The sequence below is a fragment of the Vibrio sp. SCSIO 43140 genome (assembly GCF_023716585.1).
In the GTDB taxonomy this organism is placed as follows: domain Bacteria; phylum Pseudomonadota; class Gammaproteobacteria; order Enterobacterales; family Vibrionaceae; genus Vibrio; species Vibrio maritimus_B.
Genome location: NZ_CP071851.1, coordinates 1452961 through 1469885, shown reverse-complemented (window position 1 = coordinate 1469885; position 16925 = coordinate 1452961). Strand labels below are relative to the sequence as shown.

General features: G+C 45.4%; 15 protein-coding genes. 10 read left to right on the top strand and 5 right to left on the bottom strand.

All coding sequences use genetic code 11. From position 1 onward, the window contains the following. Nucleotides 1-196 precede the first annotated feature (196 nt). Together J4N45_RS25025 and J4N45_RS25020 are read right to left on the bottom strand one after the other, a co-directional pair. Complete coding sequence (locus J4N45_RS25025) at nt 197-1879, bottom strand: glycoside hydrolase family 13 protein (protein WP_252015265.1); 1683 nt, start codon at nt 1877-1879, stop codon at nt 197-199. 32 nt (nt 1880-1911) lie between these two features. Further along, nucleotides 1912-2931 carry a LacI family DNA-binding transcriptional regulator gene (locus J4N45_RS25020; RefSeq protein WP_252015263.1) on the bottom strand — a complete coding sequence of 340 codons (1020 nt, stop codon included), beginning with the start codon at nt 2929-2931 and terminating at the stop codon, nt 1912-1914. Between the two features lie 323 nt (nt 2932-3254). Here J4N45_RS25020 and J4N45_RS25015 point away from each other — a divergent pair, with 323 nt between their 5' ends. The 5 genes from J4N45_RS25015 to J4N45_RS24995 all read left to right on the top strand — a co-directional run bounded on the left by J4N45_RS25015 (nt 3255) and on the right by J4N45_RS24995 (nt 9449). Further along, nucleotides 3255-4607 carry an ABC transporter substrate-binding protein gene (locus tag J4N45_RS25015; RefSeq protein ID WP_252015261.1) on the top strand — a complete coding sequence of 451 codons (1353 nt, stop codon included), beginning with the start codon at nt 3255-3257 and terminating at the stop codon, nt 4605-4607. Nucleotides 4608-4706: 99 nt separating this feature from the next. Next, nucleotides 4707-5717 (top strand): carbohydrate ABC transporter permease, encoded by a 1011-nt coding sequence (locus tag J4N45_RS25010; protein WP_252015259.1) that lies wholly within the window; start codon nt 4707-4709, stop codon nt 5715-5717. Continuing rightward, a complete protein-coding gene (locus J4N45_RS25005) occupies nt 5717-6916 on the top strand; it encodes a carbohydrate ABC transporter permease (RefSeq protein WP_252015257.1) in 1200 nt (399 codons plus the stop codon). Before J4N45_RS25010 ends, J4N45_RS25005 begins: the two co-directional genes overlap by 1 nt. A 49-nt stretch (nt 6917-6965) precedes the next feature. Further along, nucleotides 6966-8057 carry an ABC transporter ATP-binding protein gene (locus J4N45_RS25000; protein WP_252015255.1) on the top strand — a complete coding sequence of 364 codons (1092 nt, stop codon included), beginning with the start codon at nt 6966-6968 and terminating at the stop codon, nt 8055-8057. 141 nt (nt 8058-8198) lie between these two features. Further along, complete coding sequence (locus J4N45_RS24995; protein WP_252015253.1) at nt 8199-9449, top strand: DEAD/DEAH box helicase; 1251 nt, start codon at nt 8199-8201, stop codon at nt 9447-9449. 119 nt (nt 9450-9568) lie between these two features. On the opposite strand, the gene J4N45_RS24990 is transcribed toward J4N45_RS24995, so the two are convergent. Then, nucleotides 9569-9982 carry a VF530 family protein gene (locus J4N45_RS24990; protein WP_042470053.1) on the bottom strand — a complete coding sequence of 138 codons (414 nt, stop codon included), beginning with the start codon at nt 9980-9982 and terminating at the stop codon, nt 9569-9571. An 88-nt stretch (nt 9983-10070) separates the two neighbouring features. Continuing rightward, nucleotides 10071-10586, bottom strand: coding sequence for an RNA methyltransferase (locus J4N45_RS24985; RefSeq protein ID WP_252015251.1), 516 nt, complete (start codon nt 10584-10586; stop codon nt 10071-10073). A 472-nt stretch (nt 10587-11058) separates the two neighbouring features. On the opposite strand from J4N45_RS24985, the gene J4N45_RS24980 reads away from it, so the two are divergent. From J4N45_RS24980 to J4N45_RS24965, 4 genes are all read left to right on the top strand, one after another. Beyond that, the gene (locus J4N45_RS24980; RefSeq protein WP_252015250.1) at nt 11059-11553 is read left to right on the top strand and encodes a YcxB family protein; all 495 of its coding nucleotides are present in this window, start codon (nt 11059-11061) and stop codon (nt 11551-11553) included. A gap of 458 nt (nt 11554-12011) precedes the next feature. Beyond that, nucleotides 12012-12542, top strand: a complete 531-nt coding sequence (locus J4N45_RS24975; protein ID WP_252015248.1) for a DUF3332 family protein — start codon at nt 12012-12014, stop codon at nt 12540-12542. Nucleotides 12543-12617: 75 nt separating this feature from the next. Next, a complete protein-coding gene (locus J4N45_RS24970) occupies nt 12618-13541 on the top strand; it encodes a LysR family transcriptional regulator (RefSeq protein WP_252015246.1) in 924 nt (307 codons plus the stop codon). A gap of 263 nt (nt 13542-13804) precedes the next feature. Continuing rightward, nucleotides 13805-15313, top strand: a complete 1509-nt coding sequence (locus J4N45_RS24965; protein ID WP_252015244.1) for a DUF3360 domain-containing protein — start codon at nt 13805-13807, stop codon at nt 15311-15313. 52 nt (nt 15314-15365) lie between these two features. Here J4N45_RS24965 and J4N45_RS24960 read toward each other — a convergent pair whose 3' ends face one another. Further along, on the bottom strand, nt 15366-16268 hold the full coding sequence (locus J4N45_RS24960) for a LysR family transcriptional regulator (protein WP_252015242.1): 903 nt from the start codon (nt 16266-16268) through the stop codon (nt 15366-15368). A 151-nt stretch (nt 16269-16419) separates the two neighbouring features. Between J4N45_RS24960 and J4N45_RS24955 the strand changes: the two genes are divergently transcribed. Then, nucleotides 16420-16917: a hypothetical protein gene (locus J4N45_RS24955; RefSeq protein WP_252015240.1), complete on the top strand. Its 498-nt coding sequence runs from the start codon at nt 16420-16422 to the stop codon at nt 16915-16917. The last annotated feature ends 8 nt before the right edge of the window (nt 16918-16925 follow it).

Sequence of the window (16925 nt, the reverse complement as noted above, 5' to 3'; positions counted from 1 at the left end):
GAAATGTGTTGCTAAATATGTAGCTTGGCGCGATGTCTGAGTTGTTGCTCGAATATCTTTGTTGAGTATGACTGCGGGGTTAAATGAAAGTGTTAATAGAGAGCTAGCTCATTTCTATGTGAACATTCTTTTTGTTAGAACTGACAATAAAAAGGCGAACCAAGTGGGTTCGCCTGTGAGTTTTTCAATCGTTTATTTATATCTCTATTACTAACGCTTGGTAAGGCTTAAGCATCATATTATGTAATGAACTCAAGGTATTAGAGTAATTATTAATAACGGTTGCTTTTACGCCGTATTCGTAAGTTCTCTCTAAGGTCTGGTTGGTAAAGTTAGCGATGGTGAGCAGTGATTTGTCTTCAAATGTACGAATGTACGCGTAGACATCGCTGTCTTCCGGATCGAGTAGTGTGTGGTTCCCGTACACAATCACATCGCCATACTCGTCACTTTTTCGCAGGGCAATAAGTTGGCGGTAGTGATGGTAGATAGACGTTTCGTCGTTGACGGCTTGCTGTGCATTAATATCGACGTAATTGTCATTGACGGGAAGCCAGGGCGTACCTGTCGTGAAGCCGGCGTGCTTTGTGTCATCCCATTGCACAGGAACACGAGCATGGTCTCGAGAGAAGTCGTTGAGAAAGGCGATAGCGTCTTCATCGGACACACCGCGCTCCATCATTTTCTGATAATGGAACTTCGCCATAAGATCGTTAAACTCTCCAATATCATTGAAGTGTTTATTGGTCATGCCTATCTCTTCACCTTGGTAGATATAAGGTGTGCCGCTCATCATATGAAGCACGGTACCAAGCATCTTGGCGCTGATGACTCGATATTCGGCACAATCAGAACCATAGCGAGATACGGTTCTCGGTTGATCGTGATTACTCCAATAGAGACTGTTCCAGCCTTTTTGGTAGAGATCGTCTTGCCAGCGCGACATGATTTCTTTGTACTGAACTAAATCGAAATCTTTCTTGACGGCGTTGTGTTCTTCTCGGTCGATGCTGACGTGCTCGAACTGGAAGATCATGCTAATTTCATTACGGTCAGGGTGAGAGTAGTAACGCCCGTCAAGCGTGGTGGTGAAAGGTGTCTCGCCAACAGTGAGCACATCATAATGCTTAAGCACTTTCTCATGCATCTCTCGAAGGTATTGGTGTACGAGTAGGTTATTTGACCAATGCTCCCATCCTGCAACACCTGAATCAAAAATCGTTGCATCTGGGTAGTCTGAAGGCTTACCTATCATATTGATGACGTCCATTCTAAACCCACCCAAGCCTTTCTTAAGCCAGAAGTGCATCATATCGTAGACGGCTTCTCTTACTTCTGGATTCGCCCAGTTTAAATCTGGTTGTTTGTTACTAAACAGGTGTAGGTAATATTGCCCTGTATTTTCATCTAGCGTCCATGCTTTGGGCTTAAAAAACGATTCCCAATTGTTAGGTTCACTGCCATCTTCTTTGGGATCTTTCCAGATGTACCATTCGCGTTTTGGATTATCTTTGCTGCTTTTGGATTCGATAAACCATGGGTGCTCATCTGAGGTGTGATTGACGACTAGATCCATAACTATCTTGATGCCACGCTGATCGGCTTCCTTCAAGAGTCTCTCCATGTCTGCCATGGTCCCAAATTCTGGGGCGATCTCTTGATATCCAGAAATATCATAGCCGTTGTCATCCATCGGTGACTTGTAGACTGGACTGAGCCATATCACGTTGACGCCTAATCCTTGAATGTAGTCAAGCTTCTCAATAATACCTGGGATATCGCCAATGCCATCGCCATTAGAGTCATTAAAACTTCTAGGATAAATCTGATAAACCACGGCGTCGTGCCACCAACGTTGCTCTAGTTGTTCCGTGCTCATGGAAGTGTTCTCCTTAGCAAGTGAGGTAAGTTCTAACTGCTGCTGCGAATAATGAGTTCCGATTCCAGCTGAATAGATTCGTAGGGTAGTTGGCCAAGCGCCATCTGCGCGGCGATTTGACCTTTTTTGGCAATAGGTTGCTGAACGGTTGTCAGTTCGGCTTCGGCTGACTTGGGAATGCCGTCGAAGCCTACGATTCGAGTATTAACGTTGAGCTCTTTTGCCACGGATAGCGCGGCGAGAGCGATCTTGTCACTCATACAGAGCAAAACATCGACTTTTCTAGGAGCGGTGAGCGCGCCTCTTAGCATGGTCTTGAGTGTGGCTTCTTCAAGGTCGTGGATCTGCCAAACGTTCTCATTCGATAATGTGATGCCGTTTTCGTCGAGCGCTTGTTTGTAGCCATTAAAGCGACAACGCGAGACGGATTCTTCACTGGAATACAAGTTGTCGAGATTAGCCAACGAGAGCGAGGTAGACGGCTCAAGTCTTAGACCTAGTATGAGCACATTGTCGTCGCTGCTGCGAATCGCGTGCATCGCGATATCGTAGCTTGCTTTGTGGTTATCTATGTTAATGGATGGGATATCGGGTAGCGAAAAATCGACGGCGACCACAGGCTTATGTTGTCTTAATATCAAATCGATAATGTTTGAGTCGACTGGCTTTCCATAGACGATGAAGCTATCTGGGATCGTCTCTACCTGGGTGTTTTGATAGTTTTCTCTGCTGGGAGGAAGCAACAGCATATTTACGTGTGCTTCATCTAGGGTTTTGGAGACGCCGGCCAAAAACTCAGTGGCGACAGGGTCTGTGAAGTTGTATGCCAAGTTGTCTGCTAGCAAGACCCCAATGACACCTGTTTTACCTGTCCGAAGACTCCGCGCTGTGATGCTTGGCCCGGTATAGCCGAGTTTTTCGCACTCTAGAAGAATGCTTTCTCGCAGCGCCTTAGATAGCTGGCTAGGGCGATTGAAAGCATTGGATACCGTAGCCGTTGAAACCCCCAAATGGGCGGCGACGGTTTTTAGAGTCGGCTTCTTGCGCTGCATAGCAACCCCTGATTATTCCTAAATTGAACCAAGAATAGCGAGTGATATTGACTAATTCTAAAACGATTAAGTAAGAATGAAAATGCGACTTTTTGAGGTGGAGTGAATAGTTTGATCTTTGTCATCTTGTTGAAAGTAGTGCGACATAAAACATGATCGATGGCACAAGAACTGGTTAGAAAGTGGTCGAAGTGTCAATAAGGATTTATGGTAAGTAATATTGGCTTAACCGATTAAGTTATTTTGTTGTGCACGCTACCAATCTGAAAAGCCAAGGACCTAAGAGACAAATAAAAAGTATCTAAATACATGGAGTCTTGCTGATGAAAACCTCCCTACTTGCTAGTGCAATAGCGCTTACGATCTCTACCTCCTCTGCGTTTGCTGCTGATCTTAAATACACACCTGGTGAAGATGCTCGCTTTAACTGGCAGAGCTTTGAAGAGCTTAAAAAAACAGATCTAAAAGGTGAAACTGTCACCATCTTTGGACCTTGGTTAACCGAAGATAAAGAACTCGTTGAAAGCGTCATCGCGTATTTTGAGTCGGCGACGGGCGCAACAGTGAACTACTCTGGCTCTGACTCTTTTGAGCAACAAATTGCCATTGACGTTCAAGCGGGTAGTGCGCCGAATATCGCTATTTTCCCTCAACCAGGTCTTGCTGCTGATCTTGCTTCGAAAGGCTTTCTAACGCCACTGGATCCTAAGATGGGTGAGTGGATTAACGATAACTATGCTGCGGGTTCTTCTTGGGTTGATTTAGGTACGTTTGCAGACAAAGACGGCAAAGATCACTTATATGGATTCTTCTACAAAGTCGACTTGAAGTCTCTGGTTTGGTATGTGCCTGAAAACTTTGAAGATGTCGGGTATGAAGTGCCTGAAACGATGGAAGAGCTAAAAGCGCTGACAGAACAAATCGTTAAAGATGGCGAGACACCTTGGTGTGTTGGCCTCGGTTCAGGCGGTGCAACCGGATGGCCAGCAACTGACTGGGTTGAAGATATGATGCTTCGCACCCAATCCCCTTCCGATTACGACAAGTGGACTACGAACGAGCTTAAGTTCAACGATCCTAAAGTTGTTGGTGCGATTGAAGAGTTCGGTTGGTTTGTAAGAAACGACACGTTTGTCGATGGTGGCGCACGCGCAGTCGCTGCGACTGACTTCCGTGATTCGCCTAAGGGTCTGTTTACGTCGCCAGCAAAATGTTACCTACATCGCCAAGCCTCGTTTATTCCAAGTTTCTTCCCTGAAGGCACAGAGCTAGGAACCGATGTCGATTTCTTCTACTTTCCAGCTTACGAATCAAAAGATCTCGGTAAGCCAGTACTTGGTGCAGGTACCATGTGGAGTATCACCAAAGACTCCGAAGCAGCACGTGCTTTCATGGCTTTCCTACAATCGCCAATCGCTCACGAAATCTGGATGGCTCAATCTGGATTCTTAACACCGCATAAAGGCGTCAACATCGAAGCATACGGCAATGATACCCTCAAGAAACAGGGTGAGATCTTACTAGATGCAACGACGTTCCGCTTTGATGGCTCTGATTTGATGCCAGGTAAGATCGGCGCGGGTGCATTTTGGACCGGTATGGTGGATTACAGTGGCGGTAAATCCGCTCAAGACGTTGCCAACGACATCCAAAAAACATGGGATGCACTTAAGTAATAAGGCATAGTCACGTGAAACCGATAGATGCAGTTTTTAGTGTGTCTATCGGTGTTCACATTTCACACCTTTGTTAGGCATCAATAAAGCGAGGTAGTGATGGAACAGCTTTATTCCTCTCTATTTATCATGGTGTTGGGCGTAGCGAGTTGCGTCGTCTACTTTTTTGGCAGTAACTACTTGCTCACCGTTATTTTTCCTACCAGAAACGTATCCAACCAGACGATGGCGAAGAACTTAAGACGCGCAGCCGCGATTCGTCCATGGTTGTTCTTGGGTCCAGCACTGGCGTTTTTAACTCTGTACCTTATCTATCCTGTCTTCGAGTCTTTGTACTTGTCATTGCATGACCGAAATGGAGACCAGTTTGTCGGAATGGGCAACTATACCTGGCTCTTTAAGGATCCTGAGTTTCGAGAGTCTCTGTTCAACAATCTGTTGTGGTTATTGGTGGTTCCAGCAGCGTCGACGTTTTTCGGCTTGGTTATAGCTGCACTAACTGACAGAGTGAGTTGGGGGAACATTGCTAAGAGTTTGGTCTTCATGCCTATGGCGATCTCTTTTATTGGTGCGTCGATTATTTGGAAGTTTGTATACGACTATCGTGCGCCGGGTTCAGAGCAGATAGGGATATTGAATGCTATCGTCGAAGCGTTTGGCGGAACCGCTCAAGCTTGGATAACCATCCCGTTTTGGAATAACTTCTTTTTGATGGTCATTCTTATCTGGATTCAAACCGGTTTCGCAATGGTGATTCTAGCCGCAGCACTTCGAGGCATTCCCGAAGAAACGGTGGAAGCAGCTGTTCTTGATGGCGCGAATGGTGTTCAGATTTTCTTTAAGATCTTAATCCCGCAAATATGGGGCACGATAGCTGTGGTCTGGACCACGATTACTATTCTTGTGCTTAAGGTGTTCGATATCGTCCTTGCAATGACTAACGGTCAGTGGAGTACTCAGGTGCTCGCCAACATGATGTTTGACTGGATGTTTAGAGGAGGCGGTGATTTCGGTCGTGGCGCTGCGATTGCTGTCATCATTATGATTGCAGTGATTCCAGTTATGGTCTGGAACATGCGCCAAGCGAGCGCACAAATGGAGGACAGATAATGACAAGTAAAGCTGTTGCTCCTACACCGACTGAACCTGATAACGCCAGATTTAGCATGAGTAAGCTTCGCCGCTCGCCGCTATCTATATTGGTTCACTTATCTGTAGTTCTTATCGTGACTCTCTGGACGCTCCCCACCGCTGGCCTACTTATTTCCTCATTTAGAGACAAAGATCAATTGGCTTTGTCGGGTTGGTGGACATCCTTAACTGCTTCCGAACAAAACCTAGTCGCTCGGACTGACAACCCAGATACGCAAGTTCAAGAGGGCGATGTCTATGTGCTGTCTGGACAATTATTGGTGGATGGTAGCCCAACAGAGATCATGGCATTTGGTTTTTCATCTCGTGAGCCGACTAAGTTCATGCCAAATGATATTGCACAAATGCGTAAAGATGGAACGCTCACTGTTACCGAAGACGGTCACTATAAAATGACGTCGCCCGAGCCCTTTACTGGCAAGCGTGGAAAGCGAATCTTCTACACTGCGGTAGTGCCTCCAAAGTTCGGGTTGGATAACTATCGTGAAGTATTAACTGCCGAAGGGATAGGGCGCTCATTTATCAACTCGCTGACGGTGACTATTCCTGCCACCATCATTCCAATTCTTATTGCAGCTTACGCTGCTTATGCGTTGTCGTGGATGAAAATGCCAGGGCGCAATTTATTGATCGCGCTCGTTGTTGGTTTGCTTGTCGTGCCATTGCAGATGTCTTTAATCCCACTACTGCGTTTGTACAATGATATCGGTGCATTCTTTGGTGTAGGGGCGAAAACCTACCTCGGGATCTGGTTAGCACATACTGGCTTTGGCCTGCCGCTCGCGATTTATCTACTGCGCAATTATATCTCAAGCTTGCCGCGAGAAATCATCGAATCAGCAAAGGTTGATGGCGCTACAGACTTTGAGGTCTTTATGCGCATCGTACTGCCTTTGTCGTTCCCCGCATTGGCGTCATTCGCTATTTTCCAGTTTTTATGGGTATGGAATGACTTACTTGTTGCGACCGTGTTCTTGGGGACGGGTGAAGAACATATGGTTTTGACGGCGAGGTTGCGTGAACTACTGGGGTCTCGCGGTGGTAACTGGGAAATCTTGACTGCATCGGCGTTCGTTTCGATTGCTGTGCCGCTATGTGTGTTCTTTGTGCTGCAACGATATTTAGTTCGTGGACTACTTTCCGGTTCTGTTAAGTAAGCAGTTCCTGATTCAACGATGTGACTGATTTTAAGATGAGATTAGTGAAATGACAGGATTATCTTTAACAAACGTTAAAAAATCATACGGTGAAACTCAGGTACTGCAAGGGATTGACCTCGAAATCAGTCAAGGAGAGTTTATCGTATTCGTAGGCCCATCAGGCTGCGGAAAATCGACATTGCTTCGCATGATTGCGGGGCTTGAAGAGATTACCTCCGGTGAGGTGTGTATTGAAGGCGCGAGAGTCAATGAGCTGCCTGCTGCGATGCGCGGTATTGCGATGGTATTCCAAACCTACGCGCTATACCCCCACATGACGGTGTATGACAACATGGCGTTTGCCATGCGAATCGCTAAAGAGTCAAAAGAGGCGATTCATGAGCGCGTGATGGAAGCCGCGCGAATGCTACAACTCGAACCATACCTAGATCGCCTACCTAAGGCCCTATCGGGTGGCCAACGTCAGCGCGTCGCTATTGGTCGCGCGATTGTACGTCAGCCGAAGGTGTTCCTATTTGATGAGCCATTATCTAACTTAGACGCAGCGCTGCGTGTTCAGACTCGTATTGAAATCGCCAACTTAAAAGAGGCACTCACTGAAACGACGATGATCTACGTGACGCACGATCAGGTCGAAGCGATGACACTGGCCGATCGCATCGTCGTGCTCTCCGCAGGGCGTATTGAGCAAGTCGGTACGCCACTCGAGCTCTATACTGATCCTGCAAACGTCTTTGTTGCGCAGTTCATTGGCTCTCCCGCAATGAACATTAGTCAGGCAAGAATGGAAAAAGCCGGGGACAAGTCATTAGTGACGGCAGAAAGTGGCCTCAATATCGAAGTGCCAGTGCAGTCGGAAGAATCCCTAACGGGCTCGAAACTACAACTTGGTATTCGACCTGAAGATTTTTTGGTGGCAGAGCCAGCCGACGCATTGATGTCTGGGAAGGTACTGTTTGTGGAATCATTAGGAGAAGTCACTCTGCTTCACATTCGAGTAGAAGGACATGAAGAAGCCGTCGTAGCTAAGTTACCGGGTATTTTGGATTTTCATAAGGGAGAAGAAATTTGTCTGAAAGCGGAGCCAGAAAAGATTCATTTGTTCAATGAGGATGGCATTTCGCTCAAACACTTATAATCAGAATATGAACAGTTCCAAGAGCTCTCGCATCGTCGGGAGCTTTTTGGTTTACACCTCTAGATTCCAATATTGCTAACATCTTTGCGGCAAATAGCATAAGATACACGCCCTTTACCCAGCACTGAGCCACTTTTTGTAATGACAGATACTACAACGCAAGCAACATTTGCCAGCCTTGGTCTCATTCCAACCCTTGTCGAAAGGCTAGAAGCTTTGGAATATAGCCAACCGACGCCAATTCAATCTCACACTATCCCTCATGTACTTGAAGGGCGAGATATCGTAGGTGGTGCCAATACGGGTTCTGGTAAGACAGCTGCGTTTGCGTTGCCGATTCTTCAGAAAATCTGTCAACAAGAGACGTCAGCAAATCGTCGTGGCAACTATGTATCGCATCTGATACTAGTTCCAACTCGTGAGTTGGCATCACAGGTGGCTTACAACGTGAAATCCTACTCTTATCACTTAAGAGATAAGATCAAAACGGTTGCGGTTTTTGGTGGCGTTTCAGTCAACCCTCAGATGCTAGCACTTCGCGGTGGCGCTGACGTTATCGTCGCGACACCGGGTCGCCTACTGGATTTGGTTTCAAGTAATGCGGTTAAGTTGGACCAAGTGAAAACGCTTGTCCTAGATGAAGCAGACCGTATGTTGAGCCTTGGGTTTACCGAGGAACTCAACAAGATCCTGGCACTACTGCCAGAGAAGAAGCAAACGCTGCTGTTTTCTGCCACGTTCCCTGAAAAAGTGACGAACCTTGCTACAGGTTTGTTGAATGACCCTGTTGAAGTGCAGCTTCAAAGCGCCGAAGCCAGTACCTTGGTTCAACGCGTATTCAGCGTAAACAAAGGTCGGAAGACTGCGGTACTTGCACACCTCATCAAAGAGAATCAGTGGCGACAGACGCTGATCTTTGTAAACGCTAAGAACGCTTGTAATCACTTGGCTCAAAAACTGTCAAAGCGCGGCATCACGGTGGAAGTATTCCATGGTGATAAAGGGCAGGGCGCTCGTACTCGCGTACTAGAAGGCTTTAAATCTGGTGAGATTCAAGTGTTGATCGCGACTGATATCGCCGCACGTGGTCTAGATATCGAAAAACTGCCAGTCGTGATTAACTTCGATCTTCCGCGCAGTCCTGCTGACTATATGCACCGAATCGGTCGTAGTGGCCGCGCGGGCGAAGTTGGTCTGGGCTTATCGCTCATTGATTACGATGATTACCACCACTTCAAGGTGATTGAGAAGAAAAACAAGTTCCAGCTAGAGCGCGAGCAAGTTAAGGGCTTTGAAGTAGAAGACGATCAAAGTGAGGCCTACTTTGCTCCGATGAAGCCACGTGCAAAACCAGCAGGCACAGGCAAAAAGAAGAAAAAGCGCAGTCAATAAAGTGACTTTGGTGGGGAGTAGCGAAATCGCTTTCCAAATCATCACTGTAATCAAAAATTTAAAAGCCTTACTTGAAGTATCAAGTAAGGCTTTTTTGTATTTCAATATACAGTTAAGCGTTATCGGCGTGGTGGACGTCCACGAGAAGAACGCTTCTTAAATGCTGTGGCCGCTTTCGCCTGTGATTTAAGAATCGACTCAACAGTAAGCGCCATTGGCTCTTTCGGTTCAAGACCGTGCGGGAAGGTTCGTGCTCTTGGTGGAATGTTGTATTCTTCCGCGCTTGCTCTTGGCATACGCTTAAATCGGTATAGGTAAAAGTTCTCTAACTTCTCTCTTGCCCATTCAGTCTTCTTTAGGTACTTCACGCTACTCGCAATCGACGGCTTAGTATTAAAGCAGTTGAAGCGCATGGCGGTATCTAGAATGTCCCAGCCGTAAAAGTCCACCAACTCTTGCAACATGGTTTCTAGTTTTAACCCGTGCAGTGGGTTGTTCTGTTGCAGCTCGATTCTTTCTTCGTCAGTCATCATTTTCTGGGTCTCACTCATTCTAAGACGGAGTTAAGCAAAGTATGTCGTGCATGTGCTTCTATAGCAATGTCACATCAATTTTAAATGGCTAAACCGCTTTCACTTTTAATCGGTTTTTGTTGTCACGATTGGCAATAACTTGTTGGTGGTCATCAATGGCTCCGATCGTCTTAGCCAAGCGATCATATAGAACCACGTTGACCGTCGCAGCAAGGTTCATACAGCCATTTGTTGGTACGTAAACGACGTGATGGGCTTTATCCACGAGCTCTTGTGGCAGTGAGCCATCTTCAGGTCCAAATACATATAGGGCTTTCTGAGGGTGCTTAAAGCGGGGCAGGGAGCTCGCGCCGACAGCGAACTCTACACAGACGATTTCCACATCATCAGCCAGCTCTGCTGTAAGATCTTCTTTTTCCACCAAGGCAATGCGTTCTTGAATGTTTTGCGTATCGGTTTGAAACCTTACGGCTCGGCTATAACGTGTGCCGTTATAGCGCACTTCATCTGCGTTATAACATCCAGCTGCACGCATAACGGCACCCACATTTGTTGGGCTCTTTGGATTATGCAGGCCAATAGTGACCGTGGATTCTGTTGCCATTGCTGTTTCAACTTAATTTGCATGGTGGTTGGAGGGACGTCCTCGAGAAGAGGCGGATTATGGCTCTAATAAGAGTAAAGTACTAGAGCCAAGGTCTATTATTTTTGCCAGCAGGCTACATCACGCAGACCTTTTTAGCGTTCGCGGCGTCTACTGGATACTAATAACGAGCTTAGTGCTGGCGCCTATCGCGTTGGTTAGTAACCTAGTATAGGAGGTTGCGGGTAAGCTGCTTCAAACACAGTTCCAGAAGTATGGTAAAGCGATCAACATGACTTTGGCGGCGACTTTGCTTTATTGTGCGACACAGTTGTTTGCCTAGCAGACCCACTTAGAATGGCTAGGAAGTATTATCGATTTACAAAAAGCGCTTAAAACAGTTAAAGCAAAAAGGTAAGAAGCCTTACAATACTGGCGCTACTGGCTCGTAGCATCGGATACTCATTCACAGAAAGTCTTAAAGAAGCTGCCTATGTCCAATAACCAAGAATTCACCGCAGAATACACCCTCAACAAAGCGTTTTTTGCTGAGTGTTACGATCAAACCAGTACCCCAACTGAGTTCCCGAAATCCTACTACAAAGCTGCTCTGTTTCTTATCTTTGGCTCAGTGTTGGTTAAGTTTGAGTTACTGCCTAACGGCTATTTGGGTTGGTTCTTTATTGTTTTGAGTTTTGTCGAAGTACTAAGCGTTTATTTTAAAAGAGGTTGGTGGGTGTGGCGTCAGAACATTAGCTCGAGCGCTGGCAGTAAAGTAGAGCTCAACGTTGATGCCAAAGGCGTGACGTATAAAAGTGGCAAGGTTAATAACACCATTGCATGGGGTGATATCGATCAACTGCAACAAAGTGATTTGGGAGTCATTATTCACATAGGTAAACAGCGTCAGTATGTCAGCAAATCTTGCTTAAGTGATGAAATGATTGCGTTTATGGTCGAACAACACTCCGCAGAAAAAACAAACTAACTTGAGTGTCTGAAACTTAGAGACTATGTCTGTAAGAAACTGTGATCGCGAGAGCCGATTAAGCGAACCCCACGAGGTTCGCTTTTTAATACCCATAGTCTTGGTTTCGAATGTGACAAGATAGCGAACATACCCGTATTCAATTTTTAGAACTCTCTACACCTCAATTGATACATTTCATCATCAGGCACTTCAGAGTTGTGTCAACTTGTTTCACTCTGTGACAGCAGCGTATGAGGGGTTTTTCTTAGTCGTTGTTCTATAAGTAAAAATCAACCTAACTATTTAGTTAAGTAGCATTTAAGGATTGTTTAATTCAAACACATTTATCTGACTAGAGTACCGATTTAGGCTGCGCTCCCTCCGCTTCTAAAGGTCAGATTAGACTCCTGTTTAACCCCCGAGAGCCTATGCACGTTTAGCGGCGGATATTTTACTTTTACTGCTTAGGGTCTCTTATGAATACCAATACCAAAATTGCATTTCTTCTCGTTTCAGCACTTACACTTAGTGGTTGTGTCGGTAGTAATGCAGTCACCGAAAAATTGATGGGTTTCAATGTGAAAGTGGTTGATAATCGCTACGCGCGAGCGGGCGTCAACTTCTTATTGTCGCCAGTCTACGGTTTCACTCTTGTGGCGGATCTATTTGTCGTCAACTCTATCGAATTTTGGTCTGGCACCAACCCGATCAACGGCAAGCCTCATGTGTTCGATACAAGTACGGAAACTTATCTAGAAGTAAATGATAAGGTGGACTCAAGTCTACATGATGCGCCAATTGATCCCCTCACGATGAGCACGCCTAACTCTGGCACCATTCGTTACCTTGATGAAAATACCATCGAAATGGAAGTTACATTGGAAAACGGACAACAATCGAAAGTGATTGGAGTGAAAGATGGTGACACGATTAGCTATTACATAGATGATCAATTGGTATCTCAAACAACTCTAGATGCACTAGAGAACGAATTTTCTGAATCTTAGGAATTTATCTCTACCTTTCCTATAGTTAACTTAGTAACCATGGATGGTTACCTACTTTAACTGGCGGTAGACTCTATGACTCAATACAGTGACAAGATTGATTTAAACCTTTTTCGAACGTTTGCAGCAGTATACAAACATGATTCCATAAGCCGTGCTGCTGAGGAATTAAGCGTCACACCTGCTTCAGTAAGCCAGTCCATTAAAAAGCTCTCCAATGAACTTAATACATCGCTATTCATGCGTCGTGGCCGAGGTATTACACCTACTTTACAGGCTCATCATTTAATCGAGCGCATCAAACCTTTACTGCATGAATTTGATGTTATTACCAACGATTGCCTGTTTGATACGTCACAATCCTCACAACGAAAAATCGTTGTTCAAGCTCCTGAACCAATCATCTTTGAACACATCAAGCTTACTGAACTTGCCAACCAGGATCAGAGCCGATTCCGATTGGAATGGCTAGATATCCTCTACAGCAATAGTGATAGTTATGAGACCTTAAAGTTTAAATATGCTGATGCCATTATCGATATCTTTCAACTGGCTGAACCGAATATTTGTAATGACCTGTTGTTTGAAGATGAAGTAGTGGTGATTGCTGCGAAAGACCATCCTCGAGTGGGTAGTAGCATCTCACCGGAGCAGTTTGCTGAAGAGTCCCACATTATTTTGAACTATCAGTTTGGCGAGTCATCGTTGTTTGAAATGCTCTACAATTCACAGTCGCCAACACGGCGTATCTTGAGCACTCAAACGTCTTTGACTTCGATGCTGTCATTGACCTCTGAGAGTGAAGCGTTATGCCTTTGTACGAGGAGATTCGCCGAGCAGCAGGCAAGTCGATTACCGATTAGGATTCTGCCATTCCCGGGGCATGTTGAGCCGGTTAAGTTTTGGCTTATCTATCCCGTGCAAAACCGAGACACGCAGGCCATAGCGTGGTTTCGCTCTACACTGCTTGGATGGATACAGATGCAAACAGGGTCGTAGTTTTCTTATTCATTCCCACCAAAGTACATAAAGTGACAGTCATTGGCATTACTCTACGACTAATGTCTAACTGTCTGAGGCTATTTGTTTTTTTTCGTTTGGTATAAGGTACTAGCAACTGTATATCAAGGGTTTCATGACGAAGAATCCATCAGATCTTTGTAGCAGAAAGTAGTTAGAAACTACTCACTAACCCCCTGTGCAGTGAACCAATAACGTTTGCTGGAACAACACACCATAGAGTGTGAACGAAAGGAATCAAAATGAGCAGCACTTTAGAAGCCGTACACGCAGGAACAGAAAATCCTCAAGTCAATCAAGATGAACTCACTTATGAACAACAACATAAACCGAGTTCAGAATTCTCTTCCAGAGAACAATATTTAGAGCATGAGTTACAAATCATGGCGCCGAAACGCTGGCGCCCCAATTTGCCATTTAAAGATTATCGATTTGAGCTAGAAGATACCATTCCAGCTATGGCGGCGACCATTGGTAAGGTTGTGATGGTGGGAGCCATTGCTGCCACGTTTGCCGGAGCTCTGGGATTAAATGAAGGTTTTGTCTTAGAGAACGTGCGTTATGAATTACTCATCGCCTCTGTGTTCATTATTCTTTTCTCTGGTTTTTTATTGCCGACCGCTAACCTTGCTGGAACGCACGGTCCGTTGATCCCTTTAATCCCAATCGTTGTTGCCGCTGGTGGACACCCAATGGCTTTTGGGTTACTGATTGGTGCTTTTGGTTTACTACTCGCCATCAGTAAAGGTGGCAGTATGCTGGCAAACCTCACCAGTAAAGGGGTCTGTGGCGGTCTATTGCTCTACCTTGGCTTTGTTGGAACCGCATCTCAAGTTAAAAAGCTATTCGCTTGGGCTGACGGAATAGGCATGAGCCATATCGCCTTTGTCGTGATCTTTTGCACCATTATTCTATACGCTTTATTGGAGCATTTTCGTAAGCGTTGGCTAGCAGTACCTCTCAGTTGTTTGTTAGGTGGTACGTTAGCTTTTGCTTTGGGTGCGCCGTTCTCTTTTCAAACTGAACCAGGTTTACCCAACATGAACCCTATGTATTGGTGGGGGGAAGATACCGGTTGGATGCTTGGCTTACCAACGCTTGAGCACTTCATGGTGGTATTGCCGTTTGCTATTTTGGCTGTAGCTATGTGGTCGCCGGACTTTTTAGGGCATCAAGTATTTCAAAAAATCAGTTATCCAGAACGTACCGAAAAAGTACACATGAACATCGACGACACCATGACGACGGCGTCAATTCGTCAGACGTTCGGCTCTCTGTTAGGTGGTACTAACTTTACTTCTTCATGGGGTACTTATATCGTGCCAGCGGCGATTGCTAAGCGTCCTATTCCGGCTGGCGCTTTGCTGACGGCACTGTTTTGTATCATCGCTGCAATTTGGGGCTATCCAATGGATCTAGCTATTTGGCAGCCCGTTCTTTGCGTGGCGCTAATTGTGGGGGTATTTGTTCCATTATTAGAAGCAGGGATGGAAATGACGCGAGAAGGAAAAACCACACAATCAGCGGCGATCGTTGTTTTTTCTTCAGTGCTAGTTAACCCAGCATTTGGCTGGTCTCTCACTATGCTGCTGGATAATTTAGGTCTAGTTGGTTGTAAAGAGCGTAGCGGTGAACTCAGCAAAATGAGCCGCTGGGTATTGCCTGGAATTATGTTTGTTGTGCTGAGTACTGTAATGGCGCTGGTGGGTCTTCTACCTGGGATTCCGGCTATTATCCCGAGTTTTCGCTAACCTTTACGTTTTAGGAACTACCAGTTTTGTTATTGGCGATTACCTTGATGACTCAAGGTAATCGTTTTGTTTTATCAACGATAAAGTCAATAAGAAGTCGAACTTGAGATGGAAGATACTCGCGTGACGAATAGTACAACCAAATCGGAATTGTCTCGCCCCAGCAATCTTCTAGCAAAGGTACGACTTTTCCTTGTTTTAGCTCTTGTTCAAACATCCAATTGCCTAAACAGGCGATCCCAGCGCCTAAAAGAGCGGCTTCTTTGGCTGCCGAGAAATTATTGACGACGAGATTGCCTTTCGGCTCAAGTAAAACGGCATGGTCGCCTTGTCTTAACCGCCATTTGTGCATTTTTCCTGTAGTAAGCGAGCGCACAGGCAGACAACGATGTTTGTCTAAGTCGTCTAGCGATTTTGGACTGCCAAACTTATCGATATATTCTTTCGACGCATAGAGTCCTATCTCTGTATGTAGAATAGGTCTTCCGACTAGTCGTGAATCTTCGTTTATAGATGCACCAACGCCAAGATCAAAACCCTCTTCGACAATGCTGACGTTTCTGTCGTCAAAGCTGATCTCACATACCACCTCAGGATAAAGCGCCATAAACTCGATTATGATAGGCAGAATGATATCTTGACCAATAGAGCTTGCCGGAAGGTTAGCTTTTATTCTTCCTGATATTCGTGTGGGATCGTCAGTTAGCTGGCTGATCACGTTCTGAATAGAGTTGACCGATGGAGAAAGGCTCGCATAAAGCTGCTCACCCGCAGGGGTAAGGCTTAACGAATGTGAGGAGCGCAGGAATAACTTGGTTTGCCACTCCTGCTCAAGCTTACTGATGGCCTTGCTCACCGCAGGAGCCGATACACCAAGTTCTCTGGCGGCCTTAGCAAAGCTGCCAACTTTCGCTACTTGAATGAAGATAGGAAGTTGCGTTGGTAGTGATTTCATTAACCAATAGTTATTTTTAGAGTAATTGAAATGAAGCTACAGGTTATGCCTAAATTCGTCAATACTGTATTCAGCCGCACTACATGGCTGATAAATAAGTGTTGCAGCGTGGCTCTTTACTCATTAGTTAATGATAGGGTTAGTCAAAATCATGAAAAAACATCTTAGCGCGCTCATTTTGAGTCTCTTCTTTACGATATCCGCCGCGAATGCAAATAATGACTTAAATACGTTAAGCACAACTTACGATGCTAAAGCGCGTTATGAGATGAGCGAGAACGACGTGAAGAGTTTTGTTTATCAGTGGTTTGCCGCATTTGATCGTCAACGAGAGTCAGGTTATTTCGTTAATCGCATTGCTACTCCGGTTAAGATGCAATACCCGGGTACACCTATCTCTTCTATCGACGACTTCTTGGCTTGGTATCAAGGTGTCACTGACAACATCGTTTGGAACAGCCATAACATCGTAAGCATGGATGTGAAAGGTGATCAGCAGTCTGGGTGGACGATTTCGTATGACGTGCGTTGGAAAGCAAGGTCTAAAAATAACGAGAGCTACGACATGATAGTACATCAAAAGCTCAAAGTTATTCGTGTAGGTGATGCATTGAAACTTGCGAAATTAGAAGCCAAGGTAGTGGAGTAAGGCGGGAA